At 64.7% G+C, this 17456-nt stretch carries 14 protein-coding genes, 1 pseudogene and 1 riboswitch; of the genes and pseudogenes, 7 read left to right on the top strand and 8 right to left on the bottom strand.

Features of this window, described 5'->3' with window-relative positions:
• Window positions 1–49 precede the first annotated feature (49 nt).
• Entirely contained in the window at window positions 50–559 is a 510-nt protein-coding gene (locus RE421_RS04380) for a helix-turn-helix domain-containing protein (protein ID WP_309814927.1), read from the top strand.
• Window positions 556–1113, top strand: coding sequence for a DUF6036 family nucleotidyltransferase (locus RE421_RS04375; RefSeq protein ID WP_309814924.1), 558 nt, complete (start codon window positions 556–558; stop codon window positions 1111–1113). Before RE421_RS04380 ends, RE421_RS04375 begins: the two co-directional genes overlap by 4 nt.
• A 10-nt stretch (window positions 1114–1123) precedes the next feature.
• Here the strand turns inward: RE421_RS04375 and RE421_RS04370 are convergent, their stop codons facing one another.
• The 7 genes from RE421_RS04370 to RE421_RS04340 form a co-directional block, all read right to left on the bottom strand.
• Window positions 1124–2551, bottom strand: coding sequence for an MFS transporter (locus RE421_RS04370; RefSeq protein WP_309814921.1), 1428 nt, complete (start codon window positions 2549–2551; stop codon window positions 1124–1126).
• Window positions 2548–4221, bottom strand: coding sequence for a bifunctional hydroxymethylpyrimidine kinase/phosphomethylpyrimidine kinase (locus RE421_RS04365; protein ID WP_309814918.1), 1674 nt, complete (start codon window positions 4219–4221; stop codon window positions 2548–2550). The genes RE421_RS04370 and RE421_RS04365 overlap by 4 nt, the downstream gene beginning before the upstream one ends.
• A gap of 32 nt (window positions 4222–4253) precedes the next feature.
• Window positions 4254–4347: riboswitch (TPP riboswitch) on the bottom strand.
• A 564-nt stretch (window positions 4348–4911) separates the two neighbouring features.
• Window positions 4912–6168, bottom strand: a complete 1257-nt coding sequence (locus RE421_RS04360) for a hypothetical protein (protein ID WP_309814915.1) — start codon at window positions 6166–6168, stop codon at window positions 4912–4914.
• An 84-nt stretch (window positions 6169–6252) separates the two neighbouring features.
• Window positions 6253–9687: a hypothetical protein gene (locus RE421_RS04355; protein ID WP_309814912.1), complete on the bottom strand. Its 3435-nt coding sequence runs from the start codon at window positions 9685–9687 to the stop codon at window positions 6253–6255.
• The gene (locus RE421_RS04350; protein ID WP_309814909.1) at window positions 9684–10496 is read right to left on the bottom strand and encodes a TIGR02391 family protein; all 813 of its coding nucleotides are present in this window, start codon (window positions 10494–10496) and stop codon (window positions 9684–9686) included. The genes RE421_RS04355 and RE421_RS04350 overlap by 4 nt, the downstream gene beginning before the upstream one ends.
• A 7-nt stretch (window positions 10497–10503) precedes the next feature.
• Window positions 10504–11055 carry an ImmA/IrrE family metallo-endopeptidase gene (locus RE421_RS04345; protein ID WP_309814907.1) on the bottom strand — a complete coding sequence of 184 codons (552 nt, stop codon included), beginning with the start codon at window positions 11053–11055 and terminating at the stop codon, window positions 10504–10506.
• A gap of 3 nt (window positions 11056–11058) precedes the next feature.
• Window positions 11059–11427: a helix-turn-helix domain-containing protein gene (locus tag RE421_RS04340; protein ID WP_309814904.1), complete on the bottom strand. Its 369-nt coding sequence runs from the start codon at window positions 11425–11427 to the stop codon at window positions 11059–11061.
• Window positions 11428–11738: 311 nt separating this feature from the next.
• Here RE421_RS04340 and RE421_RS04335 point away from each other — a divergent pair, with 311 nt between their 5' ends.
• Genes RE421_RS04335 through RE421_RS04325 form a run of 3 tightly spaced genes read left to right on the top strand, consistent with a single transcriptional unit; the run spans window position 11739 to window position 15981 of the window.
• A complete protein-coding gene (locus RE421_RS04335; protein WP_309814901.1) occupies window positions 11739–12749 on the top strand; it encodes a nucleotidyltransferase in 1011 nt (336 codons plus the stop codon).
• The gene (locus RE421_RS04330) at window positions 12746–14212 is read left to right on the top strand and encodes a ThiF family adenylyltransferase (protein WP_309814897.1); all 1467 of its coding nucleotides are present in this window, start codon (window positions 12746–12748) and stop codon (window positions 14210–14212) included. Before RE421_RS04335 ends, RE421_RS04330 begins: the two co-directional genes overlap by 4 nt.
• Window positions 14209–15981, top strand: coding sequence for an SAVED domain-containing protein (locus RE421_RS04325; RefSeq protein ID WP_309814892.1), 1773 nt, complete (start codon window positions 14209–14211; stop codon window positions 15979–15981). Before RE421_RS04330 ends, RE421_RS04325 begins: the two co-directional genes overlap by 4 nt.
• Before the next feature lie 106 nt (window positions 15982–16087).
• On the opposite strand, the gene RE421_RS04320 is transcribed toward RE421_RS04325, so the two are convergent.
• Complete coding sequence (locus RE421_RS04320; RefSeq protein ID WP_309814891.1) at window positions 16088–16405, bottom strand: sulfate permease; 318 nt, start codon at window positions 16403–16405, stop codon at window positions 16088–16090.
• A 216-nt stretch (window positions 16406–16621) separates the two neighbouring features.
• Here RE421_RS04320 and RE421_RS04315 point away from each other — a divergent pair, with 216 nt between their 5' ends.
• Window positions 16622–16813 (top strand): hypothetical protein, encoded by a 192-nt coding sequence (locus RE421_RS04315; protein ID WP_309814888.1) that lies wholly within the window; start codon window positions 16622–16624, stop codon window positions 16811–16813.
• Between the two features lie 105 nt (window positions 16814–16918).
• Window positions 16919–17332: pseudogene (locus RE421_RS04310) on the top strand (DNA-processing protein DprA); the annotation flags it as partial.
• Between the last annotated feature and the right edge of the window lie 124 nt (window positions 17333–17456).

Here is a 17456-nt window from a genome sequence, read left to right as displayed (position 1 = left end):
TTCATTCAGGGAACGTTGTGTTTTTGGTGTTTGAGGGTAGCCTTTGGCTATGGACGATGACTGGCTCAGCACCGGAGAGACCGCAGAGATTCTCGGGGTCTCACGGCAACATGTTGCCGACCTCTGTGATCGCGGTGATCTGCCGTCCATCAGGATCGGGACACATCGGCGGATCCGGCGTGCCTCCCTCGCACGCCTCGTCGCACCGCAGCTCACTCGCAACCAGGAGAAATCCCTGTGGCTTCATCGGGCAGTGCTGGTCGCGCTCATGATGGACCCCGTCACCGTGCTGCAGTCTGCCCAGGACAACATCGCCCGATGGAAGACCGCGCATCGTCCTGACGGCAAGTCCGTGCAGTATCTCAACCAATGGAGTGCGATCATCGACGGCGGCGTCGATCAGGTGGCCGCTGTATTGACCGGAACCGATGAACTGTCTTGCGAACTGCGGCAGAACAGCCCCTTCGCCAGCATCCTCGCCGATGAGCAGCGGCAGCAGGTCCTGCGCTCGTTCCAACAGCACTGGCGCCAGGAGCATGGTGCGGAGCGCGCCGCGTGAACAGACAACAACTGGCCCACGTCCTCAGAGCGGCATGCACCATCGTCGGCGACAAGGACGTGCTCGTCATAGGCTCTCAATCGATCCTCGGCTCCTACGACGAGGACGACCTGCCCGCAGAGGCGACCGCATCGATCGAGGCCGACATCGCCTTCCTCGATGATCCCGATCGGGAGAAGGCAGACCAAGTCGAGGGCATCATCGGCGAGCTGTCTGGATTTCACGCCTTGAATGGCTTCTATGCAGAGGGCATCCACGTTGAGACGGCCATCCTCCCTGAAGGGTGGCGGGATCGTTTGGTCGGGTGGGACCTCCTCTCCTCAGCTCCTGCTGAACCTCACTTCCTGGAGCCACACGACCTCGCCGTAGCGAAGCTGGCAGCAGGCCGCGAGAAGGACAAGACGTTCGTCGACGCACTCATCGTGAGCGGCATGCTCGAGGTGAAGACCTTGCACGAGCGCAATGAACTGATCTCAAACGACCACCAGTTCCGTACGGACCGGTCCCGATCGCATCTCAACCACTTCGAAAAGACCACGAGAGATCAGGGCTAACCGAACCTCATCACCGGCCGCGCTCCGTCCGACCAAGATCCGTCCGCACAGCCCCCGCGGCGACCTCGTCGAGGTCCCCGTCCAGGTCCCGGGGCGCAAGCCTCGGTCCGAGGGCCGCGCCGAGCACGAGCAGCACCCCGCCCAGGACCACCAGCGCCATCACGGAGCCGTCCCGTCCGAACCCCGCCTCGAGCGCAGGGAGATAGAAGGGGTAGAGCGCCGGGATGATGAGGGACAGGCTGTACCCGGAGCCGTAGCCGGTGGAGCGGACCTCGGTGGGGAACCGCTCGGAGAGGTACGCCGAGACGGGGCCGTAGGCGGAGACGGTGATGACCTGCAGGACGGCGGCGCAGGCGGCCGCGGTGGCGAGGGTCGGCGAGTGGACCGCGAGCCACCACACCAATGGCCCGGCGACCCCGGCCGCCACGCCCCACAGCACGAAGACCCGCCGCCGGCCCGCCCGCGTGGACAGGTGCCCGGCCAGGGCCATCACCACGGCCTGCGCCACGGAGGCGATCCCCATGACCACGGGGACCGCGGTGGGATCCAGCGGGGAGTCAGTGGCCAGCCGGTCGGTCAGCAGCAGCACGGTGGTGTTGGTCAGCAACCACAGCCCGGTCATCAGCACGAAGACCTGCCAGAAGGCCCGCGCCCACCGGCCGGCGAGCAGCTGGCGCAACCCAGGCTTCTGGCTGGGGGCGCCGCGCCCCGCCAGACCCTCCGGCGGCTCAGTCTGCTCCGCCCGCTCGGCCGCTGCCGCCCGCTGCCGGCTGCGGTGGAACACCGGGGCATCGGTGACCTGCCGGGAGTAGTAGACCAGCATCCCCACGGAGAGCAGCGCCCCGAGCACGAACAGCAGCCGCCAGCCCCAGGCGGCGTAGGCCTCGGGACCGATCAGCGCGAGCAACCCGGCCACGGAGAACGCGATGGTGGCCTGCGCCCACGGGGCCATGGACAGGATGAGGCCGCTCATCAGCCCGCGGCGCCGGGGTGCGGACCACTCCATGGCCAGCGGGATGGCAGCCGAGTACTCCCCCGCCACGAAGATCCCGCACAGGAACCGCAGGGCCAGGATCAGCCCGATGGTCCCGGCGCCGAGGATCTCGTGCGTGGGGGTGGCAGCGATGGCCAGGGCGCACAGGGCGGTTCCGGCGATCGCGATCCGCGTGGTGCGGGTGCGCCCGAGCCGGTCGGCGATGCGCCCGAACACCACCCCGCCGATCGGCCGCCCCAGCAGCATCGCGATGACGATCAGCGCCCCGGTGGACGCGGCGGCGGCCGGCCCGGCGAGCACGAGCATCGCCGGGGCCAGGGCGGTCAGCGGCAGGAACACGTGGATGTTGTCGATCCAGTTGCCCACCACCCCGGCCCGCAGGGCGGCCTTGCCCTCCGGGGGTAGTTGGAGCGCGGTGGCCGGTGCCGTGGCAGCGGCCGTCACCGGGCGCTCCCGGCCAGCTGGGCGGCGGCGGTGTTGGCGGGGCTCGTATTTCCGGTGCTGCGGGTGGTGCCACCTGCGGTTCCGGAGACGGCACCCGCCACGCCGCGTTCGATCCGCAGGGCCTGGTCGAAGAACTCGAGCTCGTGCCGGCAGGCGGTCAGGTAGGCCCGGGCCGCGGCGGAGCGCACGGCCGGGGAGGCCGCCGCCATCTCGGCCTCCAGCTGGGTCAGCGCCTGCTCGGTGGCCGTGACGAAGCCGGGGTCCCGGTAGGTGTCCAGCCAGTCGGCGTACCGGTGGTCGGCGGGGACGGCGGGCAGCGCGGCCCCGACCTGGGCGTAGAGCCAGAAGCAGGGCAGCACGGCGGCCACACCCACGGCCCGGTCCTCCCCGAGGGCGGTGGCCAGCAGGAAGTTCGTGTAGGCGGCCGTGACTGGACCCGGCGCGGGCGTCGCGGTGTGCCCTGCGGTGCCGAGCCAGCCGCGATGCAGCTCGGCCTCCTCGGTCAGGGCCCCGGTGGCTGCCTGGGACCAGTAGACCTGGGCGTCGGGGTCGGTGCTGCGGGCGGCGAGTGCGGCCAGCGCCCGGGCGTAGCCGTTGAGGTAGAGGGCGTCCTGGGCCAGGTAGAACGCGAAGGCGTGCTGCGGCAGGCTGCCGTCCACCAGGGCCCGAACGAAGTCGGAGTCCGCGATGGCGGCGGTGATCTCCGCCCCCGCGGCCCAGAGCGCGGCGGTCCACGGTCCGGGCGGCGCGACGGCCGGTGCGGGGACGGTGACGTTGCGGCCGTGGTCGCCGGCCTGCGGGGCACCCAGGTCCGCGGGTGTCTCGAGGAGGTGGGGGACGGCGTCGGGCATGATCCAGGGGGCGGAGGATGCGGCGGCCTGCAGCCGGCGGGCGCGGTGGCCGTGGTCCACGGGGCCGTGGCCGGAGCCGACGCGCAGGGCGGCGCCGTGGGTGATGGACTCGTGGAGCCAGTCGGTGGCCCAGGCGAGGGCATCGGCGGGGCTGTCCCCGCGGCCGAGGCGGGTGGCCAGGGCGGAGGACAGGGAGCAGCCGGTGCCGTGCGTGCTGGTGGTGTCCACGCGGGTGGAGGGCACGGCGATGCGGCTGCCGTCCGGGGACAGCCAGGTGTTGGTGACGGTCAGGGTGTCCAGGTGGCCGGTCTTCACGACGACGGCCACCCCCGTCTCCTCCGACCAGCGGGCGGCCTGCTCGAGTGCCTCGTCCTCGGTGGTGGCGCGGGGCGAGCCGGTGAGCACGGCGAGCTCGTCGATGTTGGGGGTGACCACGGTGGCGCGGCGGCAGAAGACGACCATGGCCTGCTCGGCCTCGGGCTGCAGCAGCCGGTCCCCGCTGGTGGCGATCATGACCGGGTCGACGACGAGGATCGCGGGCCGGACATCGTCAAGCCAGGCGACGACCGTGGCGATGAACTCGGTGGTGCCGAGCATTCCGGTCTTGACGGCGTCGAGGGTGACGTCGTCGCTGACGGCGTGGAGCTGGGCGGCGAGGAAGTCAGCGGGCGGGACGTGGAGGTCCCGCACACCGTGGGTGTTCTGGGCGACCAGGGCGGTCACCACGCTCATGCCGTAGCCGCCGGCCGCGGTGATCGATTTGAGGTCCGCGGCGGTGCCGGCGCCCCCGGACGGGTCGGTCCCGGCGATCGAGAGCACGCGGGGAACTGAGGAATTCTGGGTATGGCAAGAAGAAGTCACGCGGACATCCCTTCGCTAGTTCGAACTAGATCAGGTTCCACGGGTTTGATCTCAGCGCCGGACGGCGCACCCCGTGTCCACGAGCCAGTGTAGGGCAGGTCACGGCCTACGTTGGCGTCCGCGTTTCTCAGGACCATCTGTCCGATTCACCGGCTTCAGTTTCGCAATCAACCAGTCAACCGCCGTGCATGGCCTTACCTCCATGCACGTAAGGCCACCGTCAGGAGCTTCTCGCAGCCAATCGGCAGAAGCGTGTATCAGGTTCGGATACCTTCGGCGCTGAATGGGCTTTTCGAAGGGCGTTCTGGTGCTACGCGGTTTCAGGATTCCAGTAGTTAGGTCTCCCTTGCCGGCGCCAGATCGTGAAGGTGCCAGCCGATGAGCGACACTATTCGACCCCTTGACCCCCAGGCGTCCAACCGGCTTCAGCTCGACCAGATTCTGCGTGATTCCGGGCGTCAGATCATGCAGAGCACGTCACGGCGTGCATTGTTTGCATGCTTCTGGTCCCCTTCTGGTCCCCTCCCCCAGCGACTCAGACCCCTCACAGCCCCGAAAGGTCGAGTCATCCGGTCACGGAGCAAGCGCCACCAGCACTTCCCGTGTGAAACAACTCGTCGAGGACGGAGACATCACCGCCCAGTAGTTCTACATCCGGTAGTACGTGTCCGGCTCAAAGTCAGACTTCCACCCTCGATTCTTCGGATGCGTAGACATCCACCGCGCCAGCTCCCGGAGCGCATCGTTGAGGTCCTCGAGTAGCGCGACCTGACGATGCACGAATGTCTTATCCGTAAGGTTGGTGCGCAATGCATGGGCTGGCTTCTGCCTGGCCTGACGTATCTCACGCAGCGGCCTCAATAGGTCTTTCACCACGGCCGCATCGATGCCCTTGCCATCAAGAAAAGCGGCGAGACGAGTGAGGCTGCCGAGGTTCTGGTCGTTCTTGTCCTTACGGGGTGCGCCCGCTGCGTCTAGGCCGTCGTGGCGGATGTTGTCCGACAGCACCTTGTCGAGCTGCACGATGAACTCGTCCCATTCACGCTGCGACGGACGCAGAAGCCATCCGAAGTCCTGCGGTCGATCGGTGTGCTTGAAGAGCGCTTCGCCGAAGGCTCCAGTCCAGAGCGCGTTGAGGTTCGCGAGCTCAATGAAGAGGTGGTCGAACGGCCCGATGCCGTCGGCCCAGTGGCCCATCTGTGTCATCCACCACGCGGGGTGCGGCTCTAAGCCGGTATCGACCACTTGATACGACTGCCAGCGTTGCTGATGCTCCGGGGTGAGTTTGGCGAGATCGCCATAGAAGGCAGCGACGCGGCGGACGATCGGCGTCGTCACGTCAGCGCGGTCGTAACCGGAAAGGTCATAGGCAAACCCAAGATGACTCAACGACACCTTGTCGCGCTCGAGCTCGGTCTCGTCGAGGTAGGCCTCATCGCCGATACCCATGTCAACGCCGAAGTCCCAGTAGCGGAAGTGGTAGCGCGGGTCGTTCCGGTATGGCTCGAGCACGTCGAAGCTGAAATAGGCGAGTTCTAGGGTGCCGCGGCCCTTCGCCATCGCCGCACCGAACGGACGCCCCTTCAGACGCGCCGGAACGCGCACACCCTTCAGAGCGAGCGGAGTCGGATAGAGCACCACGCCGTAGCCGGCCCCCGCCAACTCGTCGAGTGACTCGATCTGCGACTCGATCGTTCGCCGCGAGGGCCACGGCCGGATGTGCGGGTTCGGATAGTCGACCTCCGACACCATCACCTGAAGCTTGCCGTCGGCTACCAGCCTCTTCGCAACGTCAACCAAGGCGGGCTCGACATTCGTGTGCAGGTGGAGTCCGTTGAAGTCGCCGGACTTCAGATACCGGTCCACCACCACCTTCATGAGGCCATTGGGGGTTGGATCGGTCATTATCCCATTCAACCGCATCCGAAGCACCCGCACTGTATTGACCGCTGGCACCGCCCCTGCGACCCAATCACTCAGCTCAGCCCCCTACACACAACTATCCGGCCGCATCCGCGCGAGTGCCGGAAAGCGTTGGAGCAACCCTTCGGCCTCCGACTTAACGTGCCCGTCAGTTCTGGCCGCGCGAAAAACAAGGGAGGCGATCTGGTCGCGGCGCGAGTGTCCGTAGCGCTTCGGACGTCTGATGGCCCGTTCCCACTTCGACACGGCTCCCTCGGGAAGCTCTGTTACGAGGGTGTCGATCAGGGTCGAGTCGAGATGGTCACAGACCTCGACCCATGCGTTGAGGTTGTCAAAAGGGTCGCTCGTGTTGTTAGTGAGCCCTTCGATCGCTCCGGCTCTGTTCGCTTCGACCACTTCCAGTGCGAGTTCGGCATCGTGCTCGGCGAGACGCGCGATAACAGCAGCTGCCCATCCCCAACGATGGTGGTCGAGTCCAAGATCGAGCGGCAACCCTCTCCGTAGCGCGCGGGCCGCCACGTCCGGCGCCATGAACGCGATGAATGAGTCGAGTGTAATGAGCGACGGTTCGAGTCGATCGAGGATCAAGCGCACCTCATCTGACTTCCGCTCAAACAGCTGAACGCAAAGGTAGAGCCCCGTACCGGATGGTCGCCCTTCTGGCGTGGCAAGCGACTCTTCGAGCTTGGCGAAGTCAAGACGGTCGGCGACGGCTGCGAACGTAGCGGCATCTGCCTTCTCCACGAGACCAATGAAGACGTCGAAGTTCATCTGCCCCCATTGATCCTGCGGACCGGACAATACTTGGGCGACTTGGTCACGATCGAGCGCGCGGACGAGCGTGCGAGCTGCCGGCCGGCATTTCACTGGAAGATTAGCTCGCCGCCCGAAGGTGATCGCGGCGTACCCGAGGGTGCTAAAAACCAGATTGAACAGATCGTTCCATCGTCGGACCGGGTCCATCATGAGCAACGACGCGATCTGGCGCGCGGAGTGCTCGACCAAGCGCAGCGCGAGGTCATGATCTGCCGCTGAGAGGTTCTCGATGAGCGTCGAGATGTGCCATAGTTCCGGTGGGTTGGCGTCGAGCATCTGCCTGTACGCGAACTCATCGAGATGTGCTTTGGTCGACGCCCGGAGCGGCTCGCCTCCAATGTTGCACAGGCGGTCCAGCGCGTGTGAGCTGGAGTAGATGTGCGGCCAGCCACCGTCGAGGATCAGACGCGCGAGTCGTCGTCCGTCCGTGAAGCCGGCTACCTGTTCGGCAAACTCGGCGTCAGGCTGGTGCATGCTGTTCGCAAGGTCTCCAAGCGCCCAACCGTTTTCCGGCGCGATCGCCGCATACCATTCTCTGAGCCGGTCTGCGTGCGCTCGCACGGTCGCCATCACCGCGCCGTCAGAGTAGGCGATGACCTCAGACAGTAGTTGTGCCGCTTCGGCGATGTCGCCATCCGCGGAGATAGCTAGCGCGCGGTGAGCGAGTTCGCTGTAGAGCGCGTCAGAGAGCACTTCCTGGCGTCTGAGTATCCATCGCGCGTCGGTGTTCAGATTCCGACCGACGAGCCACGTGCACCCTCGTAGGGGCGTCGAGGAGTCGCTCAGTACGGAAGCGATGAGGGAGCCGATTGCCCTTCTGTCGTTTTCGATGTCCAACGCGGGAAGTTGCGGTGGAGATGGCATCGTCGTGTCCGCAGACGTGGCGGTTGTGTGCGCCGTTGTATGGGGTGATGCCGAGGCAGAGGCGACCGGGAGCACTTCCGGCCTCTGGTGAGGCGGGAACACGTGTTTGGGTGGATGAAGGCTCCAGGTGATCACATTTAGCGCGGCTTGGAGATGGGCGCAACGGATGCGGCCGTCGGATTCGGAGATCAGCCGTCGAGAGCGCAGCTTCGCGATACACCGTTCGAGCCACTGTTGGTCTCGTTGGAGAACTGGCAGGAGAGCCTGTAGTTCGCCCTGGGCAACTCCGGAGTCAACCCCAGCGACCTGTGCGACCGCGATGGCAGCCAGCGCCAGGTCCGCCCGGTCTTGGTCCCGAAGTTCCATCGCTTGACGACGAACCCTTCGCCATCCGCCGGTGAGAACGTACGCGAACTGCCAGGTGGTCGGCTCGCGCTCGGCGAGGTCGATGCGTCGCTCGAAATTGAAGTCATGCGGGTGGATTCCGACGTGATCATCGAGAGCACGGATATGAGGGAACAGGCTCGCCCGCTGTTCGCGCACGAAGCGAGCGAGTCGGGCCACCGCACCGGAAGCGCTGAGATGGACGGTGTTGACGCCACCAGCAACATGATCGATACCGACGATGAGCACGAGCCTCTCGGGGGTGGCGGCTTCCGCGATTTCGCGCACTGTGTCTGCGGAGAGGTCCTGGGCGTCGTCGATGAACAGCACCTTCCTGTGTGGAAAGGCAACCAGATCCGTTAGCCATGAGCGCACCCCGTCTTGGCGCGCGTTGTCACGCAGTCGGAGGACTTCGTATCCGTCATTCATCAGACCGCGGAGTGCCTGATAAGCGCAAATAGACTTCCCCGAACCTGTGGGACCGCTCACGACCACTGCGCGATCATGCTGAAGCGATCGCTTGATGGTTTGCACCTCGTCAAGCTCTGGGCACGAGTCCACGTCCTGCGGGCCGAGGCGCTGACCCGCCAGCCAGGAATCGACACCTCGGCTGCCTGCATAGGTCACCGTGTGCCATGCCGAACGTTCCTCTCCAATCGCATACCTTTCCGCGAGGGCCGGTAGGACAACTTCTGCCGTCTCCTTCAAGTCCTCGCCCCCCATCGCGTGGGGCCCGATGCGTATCGTTCGCCAGGACTGATCGAGTGGCCGCACTAGCTCGTCGACTACGACTTGGTCGCTCTCGGAGTAGCCGACGATGAGGAGTGTGCGAGCGTGCGTTGAGCGGAGCTGCGTGATTGTTCCGAGGACGTCAGACGGCACTACGCCGGGCTCATGTGGCAGCGTCCAGGGCACGTGTGGCTGGGCGACATCGCCATGCGGTTTGAATATCACGCCCGCAGGCAACGCGGCTCCGTAGAGTCGCTGGTACGCACATTCGAGCGCAGTGTCCCAGTTGAGCGAGACCACACACTCGACAACGCCGGAGTGGACGAGGCGAGCGAGCGTTTCGTGCGCGACGGACGGTTGCGTGCTACGTTCGCCGTCCAGCTTGACGAACTGACTCTGGAACCTGTGGCGCGCGGTTGCGCTACCTGCGACCGCCGCCCAGGCTTGCTCTACATCAGCCCATTCATCGCCCACGAGCGACTTCGCGTCGGCATCCTCACGACCAAGAGCGCTGGCCAACTTCGATCGTGCAGCAACGTCAGTATCCAGTGCGTCCCAAAGGAGCGAGGTGAGGCCTCGGGTGGCGGGGAATCGACTACTGATCGACAGCCCAGCGCCCACAACGACAACGCCCCCTAGCGCCAGCGCCGCGTCGGCACTGGCGATGCGTGCTGTCAGGTCGATCGAAAGCGCTCCAGCCGTACTCACACGCCCTCACCGTTCCGCGAGATCGCTGCGTCCAGCCGACGATGGATCATGGACAGCGTTCCCAGAACGTCAAGAGCGTCCAGTTCGCTCATCGTCCATTGCAACTTGGGCTCGTGGGCCACTGGGTTCCGGAAGGCGCTGAACAGCCCTTTCGCGAGGTTGGCTATACCGAGTTGCTCATCTCGCTCGGTGCGGGTTCGCCCTCCGTTGATTCTGAGCGGTGGGCTTGAGCCGGCCATCGTCTTCTCGATGAGGCCGTATCCATCCGCATCAACGCCGGTCTGAGAACGAATCCGTGCCCCCAAGCCCTTGATCGCCTCGAAGACCGCTTCGTAGTAGTCCGCGCGGACGAGGTCTTCTCGACAGTATGTAAGTACCTCGGCATGCGCTCCGCGTTGTTCGAGAATCTTGTAGAGCCGTTCCGAGCGAGCCAGCGCCTCAGTATCGGTGGACGCCCTCTTTGCCGTTGCTACTCGTCCGTCGGCGAGCACTTTGAGGCTCACTAGCGATAGAACCTGATTGAGTTCATCGCGTGCGATGTCTGCACGAGACTTGCGATCGAGCGTGCGCTCCGCTCGCATTGCCGCCCGAACAAGAGCGATCAGCGCATTCCCGTTACCGGTCTTCGCTTGATTACTGGAGACGGCGTGGGCGAGTCGGCGCCACTTGGTGTGACCTTCGCCGGGGTCAGAGCGAAGCGGCACTTCGGCCATGATGCGTGTGAGTTCGGTGCCGCTGTAAAGGTCACCGATAATCTTGGAGACGCCCTCAATGGTCCCGAGGGGAAAGGCGCTGATCAAATTGGTCACGTTCGGTTCACACCCACTTGGCGCGGGTCCGCTGCATCACCTTGCGCGCTCCGCTATGGTTCATTCTCCAGCGGGCGATCGCGAGGCTGACGTCGTAGGCATCCGCTGCCTCCTCGTCGGTGGCGTTCGCTCGGGCGAGCCGGAATGCTCCGTCGTTGGGGATCAGCATCTCCCCCGAGAGCCAGTCGGCTTCGGCTTCTTGGTCGCCGCCGAGCCCGCACTTCCTTTTGTCGGAAAGCGAAACGCCGAACTGGTGCTCCAGGACGACGTGGGCGAGTTCGTGGCACATGGTGGTGCGTCGACGAGTCAAGGGCTGAGCATCGTTCTCCAGGATGACCACGCCACTCCCGTTCGGGATCAGCGCCCCGGACAGTGCGCTTCCGTCAGCTCGCAGGAAGTGATCACGCGCGACACCATCAAGGTCACTGAGCTGGACGACCGGGATGCCGTACTCAGAAGCGAAGGCGTAGGGGTCGAAAGGCGCATGCGCGTCGAGGCCGATCTCGGCCCGTAGCTCCAGTGCGAGGATCTTCGCCTCGGTCTTGAATCCTCGTCGCACGAGTCATCCCTGAGCCCGTGCACGTTCGATGGTCGCGCCGATGACCTGTTGCAGGTACTTGACGTCGGTCTCACTGAGGTCCTTCCGGGCGCGCAGGAGCGGTGCGAGTTGTGCCATGAGGTCGGGTTCGCGGTTGTCGTTGGCGTCACGCTGTCCCTCGTGCTCGAAGAAGTCCTCGGCCGGGAGTCGGAGCCAGGCGATGATCGTGGCGAAGCCGTCGGTGTCCGGCTTGAGGCCGTTGCCGAGCCGGGAGAGCAAGGAGGGGCTCACGCCGATCTCGCCGGCCAGTGCTCGCCACGAGAGTTGGTGCTCTTGACGCGCGGCGTCTAGGGCGGAGTACAGCGCGGCCGTGTTGATCGTGGTTTTGGCCATACCTCAGTGTGTCACATCTGCGACGGCACGTCGCCTCCGACACGGAGTGTGTTAGAATTGAAACGCGGCATCGAGTCTGGAACGTCGAGGAGGTGAGGAGCATGGCAGGCAAGCGAGGGCGCAGCGCGGTCACGGGTCGGTTCGTGAAGCAGTCCACGGTGAAGCGTCATCCGAAGACCACGACCAACGAGAGCACCGGCAAGCGTGGCAAGAAGTAGTACGGCACCTGCTCTCCATGCCCGCCGAAGTGTCGATGGTATGGAGCAGGCTCAGAGAAGTCCAAGACAATCACAACGAGATCGGAGGGCCCGATGGCTCACCTCAAGCAGCAGTTCAAGGATGCGCTGAGCTCCATCGAGCCCGGCGATGGCAAGGCCAACGCACCAGAGGCCCACCGACTGGTGCGCGATGCACTCGAAGCCGACACGAAGCTCGCCGAGTACGGGGTGGACCCGGTGCTGATCGGCTCGTACAAGAGGAGCGTGTCGATCAAGCGGGTCAAAGACGTTGACGTGTTCGTGCGGCTCCCTGACCTACCGAACGACGTCACGTCGAAAGACATCCTCGACCGATTCTTCACCGTCCTGCATGCGGAGTTCGGCAGTGATGACCATGGTCACCGGCGAACAAAACGCCAGGATCGCAGTCTGCAGGTGTCGTTCCCCGAGTACGACCTGTATGTCGACGCGGTGCCTGCCCGCCCTTACTGGCGCGACGAAACGTGGGAGATCCCGCAGAAGGGCGATGAGGACGAGTGGGTGCGTACCAATCCGGAGAAGCTCACGGCACTGTCGACCGAAATGAACGTGGCGCATGACGGCTATTACGTTCCCACGGTGAAGCTGCTCCGTCAGACCCGACGTTCGATACTCGGCTCCGGCAAGAAGCCTGGTGGGTTCTTCATCGAGGTCGCGACGTATCAGGCCTTCGCCTCTGGCCTGGTGTCGGGCAACGATCATGCAGAGTATTACGTCTCTGCTCTCGAAGAGGTCAGCAAGATCATCGACGGCTACGTCACCTTCGGCCTCGGGGTGAACGACCCCACCCTGCCGGGGCGCACGATCAGCATTCGTGCGACAGATGTTGAGCTGGATGCAGCCAAGATTCGTTTCGCTGGCGCCGCGGAAACCGCACGCGAAGCGCTCGGCGAGGAGGACGAGGGCAAGGCCGCGTTGGCGTTCCAGAAGCTGCTGGGCAAGAACGGCGACGACGAGACGGTGTTCCCGATGCCGCCCGGATTCAACGAGGATGGGTCGAAGCGCGCGTCCGCTATCTCGGCTGGTGCACGGACCGTCCCGGCGGGCACGAGGACCTTCGGGTGACCCTCACCGAGTACGACGACTACGTCGCATACTCGCGGCAGCACTTCGAGGAAGGGCTGATCCGAGCCGCCTTCACGGAGGATGACAACGGCTGGCGAGGGACAATCGTTCACCCTGCTGGTACGACCGAGGTTCTCATAACGTTGCGTTCCCGCTACCCCTTTCAGCCACCTCGCGTGGTTCCGCTCGACTCAGATGCGGTCGCGTGGTCCTGGCACCGGGAGCTGGACGGATCGCTGTGCTTGGTCGCCGAGGACGATCACGAGGGATTGTGGTGGACCGAAGCGCCGGCGTTCCTCGAACATGTCACCGCATGGTTCGATCAGGCGGCAGCAGGCTGGCCAGACGACCGACCCGATCTTGACCTCGACCGCTACTTCAAGTCCTCCGAGGATGCGCGACTTTATCTTTACGATGATCTGACCCGATATCCCAGCGGATTCGTTCGGTTCCGCCCGGCAGCGAACAACCTGATGCGGATCGCAGGAGGCACCAAGCCAGCGAAGTCCTCGAAACACAGCAAGGATCGCTTCGGATACGTTGCCAACCTCGGCGATGTAGACGTGCCCCCAAGATCATGGGAAGACATCTCCGCCCGTATCAGCCCCAGCGTCGACCTCGACCGCAGAATCCGTCACCACACGATCGAGATCGTGGTGCTGATCTACAGGCGAGGCTCTCACGAGGGCGCAATCACCCTCGAAGTGTGGCCTACCGAAGATGGCGGCATCGCGGTCAAACGCCTGAGCTCGAGTGCCGACACCGATGCTGCCAAGTCCGCACGCTCAGGTCTGCTCGCTCCCGAGCTTCGCGGACGGCGAGTCGCGGTTGTGGGCGTCGGAGCCCTCGGTTCGTACGTCGCGGACGTGCTCGTACGCTCCGGTGTTCAGAATCTCACTCTGCTCGATGGCGACGTCGTTATGCCCGGGAATCTTGTCCGTCACCTTGTCGGCCCTGAAGCCGTGGGACGGTCGAAGGTTGAGGCGGTCAAGCAGCATCTGGTTGACCGTGGTGCGATCGCAGCTGCCGGCATCACGGTGATCGATCACGCACTCACGTCGGGCGACGAGGCTGTCGAGCTTCTGAACGAGCATGATCTCGTGGTGAACGCGACCGCCGATTTCGCCACCACTGCACTCCTCCATGTCACTGCACGGGCATTGTCCAGGCGAATCATCTCAGCGGCGATCCAGAACGGCGGCACGAGCTACCGAATCGATGTGCTGCCACCGCTCGACGGAGCCGAACCGCTGCCACCCTCGTCCGTCGTTGTCGACCAGCCTGAGTTTGAACTGTTCGAAGCCGGCTGTGGCAGTCCAATCTCTTCGACGCCCCCATACGCGGTAATCGAGGCGGCCGCAGCGACCGTGCGCCACGCCGTCGGCCTGCTCGTCGATCGCCCTCTCCACCCAGCAGGGGAAACACGAGACCTGTCGATCGGCGCAGTGAGGAGTCACGAATGACTCGACCACCAACATGTATCGATCTGCGGGTCGATGCCTACGAGACCATCTCCTTCGAGACAGCGAACCACCTCCCTCGGGAGACCGGTGGCATCCTCCTCGGATACCAGGAGAACGGCACCATCGTGGCAACTCACGCCATGGTTGTTGAAGGGCAAGGGGCAACGACGAACAAGTACGTTCGTGACGACATTCGCGCGGACGAGCTCTTGCAGGAGTTTCTGGAGCAACGAACCGACGACGATCCGATCGGCTACGTAGGTGAATGGCACAGCCACCCAGCCCCATCCGGACCGAGCACCATCGATCATGCAGCGATGCGGGCGACCGCCAAGGTCAATTCCGCCCCGATCGCGCTGCTCGTCTTTGCGCCTGGCGCAACCGGTGCGTTCTTCGGACTCATCGCCCGGCGCCAACGGTTCGGGAAGACCACAACGAAGGAAGCAGTCGTCTCTCTCCCTCTTTCGAGATTCCCTCCCCTCGGTCCTTTACCGGACGGTGCCGTCCGCGGCGAGGGCCCAGTATTCATCTCCTACCGCCAATCAGACGGCACTGCGCAAGCCGACGCTCTTGTAGATTTACTCAGGGCTGCCGGGCTCGTCGTGTGGAGGGATCACACCGACCTGCGCCCAGGCACGACCACCGACCGCCTCGAACAGGCGCTCACCCGAGGTCTCTCGGCAGGCGTGCTCGTCGTTACCCCCGACATCGCACACAGCGACATCGTCCGCGAACGCGAACTGCCACGTCTGCTCCAGCTCGACGCCGATCCCAACTTCAGCCTGTGCATCGCGAACACGGTCACACTGGCAGGCGAAGAGTTGAAGTGTGACTACGACGCCCCGGATCGGCTCCTGCGACTCGCGCCAGCACGAACCCTGGCTGACAAGAAGCAGGCGAACATGCGCCGGCCGTCGGGCGAAGTCGAGATCGTGCGTGACCTTCTGATGCACCGCGTCGAGCAACGAAAGCTTAGCATTCGCGCAGAAGGACGCGATTTCACGATTCGCGTGCAGAGCCGCCCCGCATCATCTGCCCTTGACGCCGACGAGGAGGACCTTCACATCCGACTCAAACCGTCGGACGACGGTCGGCTGCCTTCCCGAGGCGGGCTGGAACTGCTCCAGAAGACTCTCCCGCTGACCAGCGATGCCGTGTACGCGTCCGGCGCAAAGTGCGTGCGCGTATCGGGCGGAGCCCACCTGTCAGTCGGACTGGCGCTTGGCGCGGCACTGCCAGAGACGAAGATCGGAAAGATCGTCGTGATCGATCCGAAGGACAACGCCTGGACGTCCACCGCACCCAACGACGATCCGGGGACCACGACGCTGACGATCGAGCCGACCCAGATCGAACAAGATCAGGCAGCGCCGCTCAAGCGCCGTGTGGCAGTCTTCGTGACCTTGACACCACATGCAGACCGAACTGCGTTCGAGCAGCTTGTGAACGGTTCCACCGCCGGGTTCGACGCAGCCAACGTCATTTCAGTTGGAGGCATAGAACGAATCGACCCCCGAGAAGCAGGTCGTCTTAGCGCGGCCGTCGCGCAGCAGATCAAGAGACTCTGTGCCAGCCAGGGGCGCGCCGAGGTACACCTCGCGTTCCACGGCCCCTACACAATGGCCGTACTCATCGGGCGCTACCTCAACACTCTGCGAACCACGGTTTACGAGTGGGACGGCAACAATGAGGAGGGCTCCCGCTACAAGCCCGTCATTTGCCTCGAACCCGGAGTGACGGGCGGACCGATCACTGACGTGCTCGCATAACGAGACAGCACCAACGCCAGAGCTGTCCGCGTGATGGGCTCCGATCAGTGAGGCGTGCCTGTCGACATGAAAGAACTTCCCCGTAGCCGTGAACGCCCTGTCAGAGTTATCTTCGACCACTTCTACTCGACGAATCGACCTCGCTGCGCCACAACACTACGAGACTCACGGGTCCGATCCCGAGAAACTTGAAGGCGTTCCAGACGAACAGCAGGACAAGCAGGTGGAGCCACCCGGGGCCGCCATCGTTGATGATCGTGGTGCAGATCGCGACGGCGTAGAAGTAGGGCACGGCCAGGAGCATCGCGGCGAGGCCCCATTTGAGGCCGCGCCTGGTGTGGACAGCGTTGAGCAGCAGGTTGGTGGGTGCGTAGCGGAGTACGCCGTAGCCTCGTGCGCTGAGTGCGACCGATGTGCGGAGCATCGCGGGTCCCTCGTTCCTCGTCATAGCGCGACGGTGTTCCGTCGTGGACGCGGCTATGAACCGAGTGCCCTCGAAGGGGCCGTCCCGTAGTACCCGCGTAACTGAAGAAACCTGCCTCCTTGCCCGGTTTACGACCGTGCTCTGACAGAGGGAACCCGTCGTCGGCGGGCGGGTGTGCACCTCGTCGGTGACCTTTGGAGCGAGAGGACACCGATCATGGCGACACTGGCGGAGCGGATGCAGGGTGAGCGGATGGCACGGGCCGCGTTGTCGATGATCACCGAGCCGAACGACGCCGCCACCGGGCGCGTCCTCATCCATGTCGGCGGGATCGAGACGCTGTGGCTGCTCGAGTCCGCTGACCCGGCGCCCGGCCTCGCTCGCACGGATGCGCTGATGTGGCGCTAACGTCTCGTCGCTCGGATCACGCCCGACCTGCCCGGCCGATTGGCCAAGACACAAAGCGGAGAGTTCGGCACTCTCATCCCGGCGGATAAGGAATGACCTGCCGGTCTGGATGATCTGGGTGACCGTGCTCCGTACCTGTTGTGGACGCGCGGGGCAACATCGTTATTGACGGCGGCGCTGAGCGATCGCGTCACGACCACCGGCTCCCGCGCCTCAACGTCATGCGGGGAGCACGTCACCGGCGAACTGGCGGCAGGCATGGCCGACGAGGAGCGCATCGTCGCGGGCGGTGGCGCCTACGGGATCGAAGGAGCCGCGCACCGCACTGTCCTTGCGGCGGGCGGCCAGACGGTCGCGGTGCTAGCGAGCGGTCTGGACCGTCCCTACCCGGCTGAGCACCACGACCTGCTGCGTCAGATCGGTGGTGCCGGTCTGCTGGTGAGCGAGTTGCCACCAGGGGCCGCGCTGACAAAGCACAGGTTCTTCGCGCGGAACCGGCTGATGGCGGCTCTGTCGGGTGCGACCGTGGTCCCCGCAGGCAGGCATGCGAATCCTCCCGGTAGTCCCCTTGGCCGACCCACATCCAAGCTTGCCGCGGCCTGCTCCAGGCTGTCAGCCTCCAGTTCTCCCTCTCGGTCACCGA

It is taken from the genome of Citricoccus sp. I39-566, from assembly GCF_031432995.1.
GTDB lineage: Bacteria > Actinomycetota > Actinomycetes > Actinomycetales > Micrococcaceae > Citricoccus > Citricoccus nitrophenolicus_A.
The sequence above is the reverse complement of the archived record's forward strand: the minus strand, read 5'-3'. Positions and strand labels throughout refer to the sequence as shown.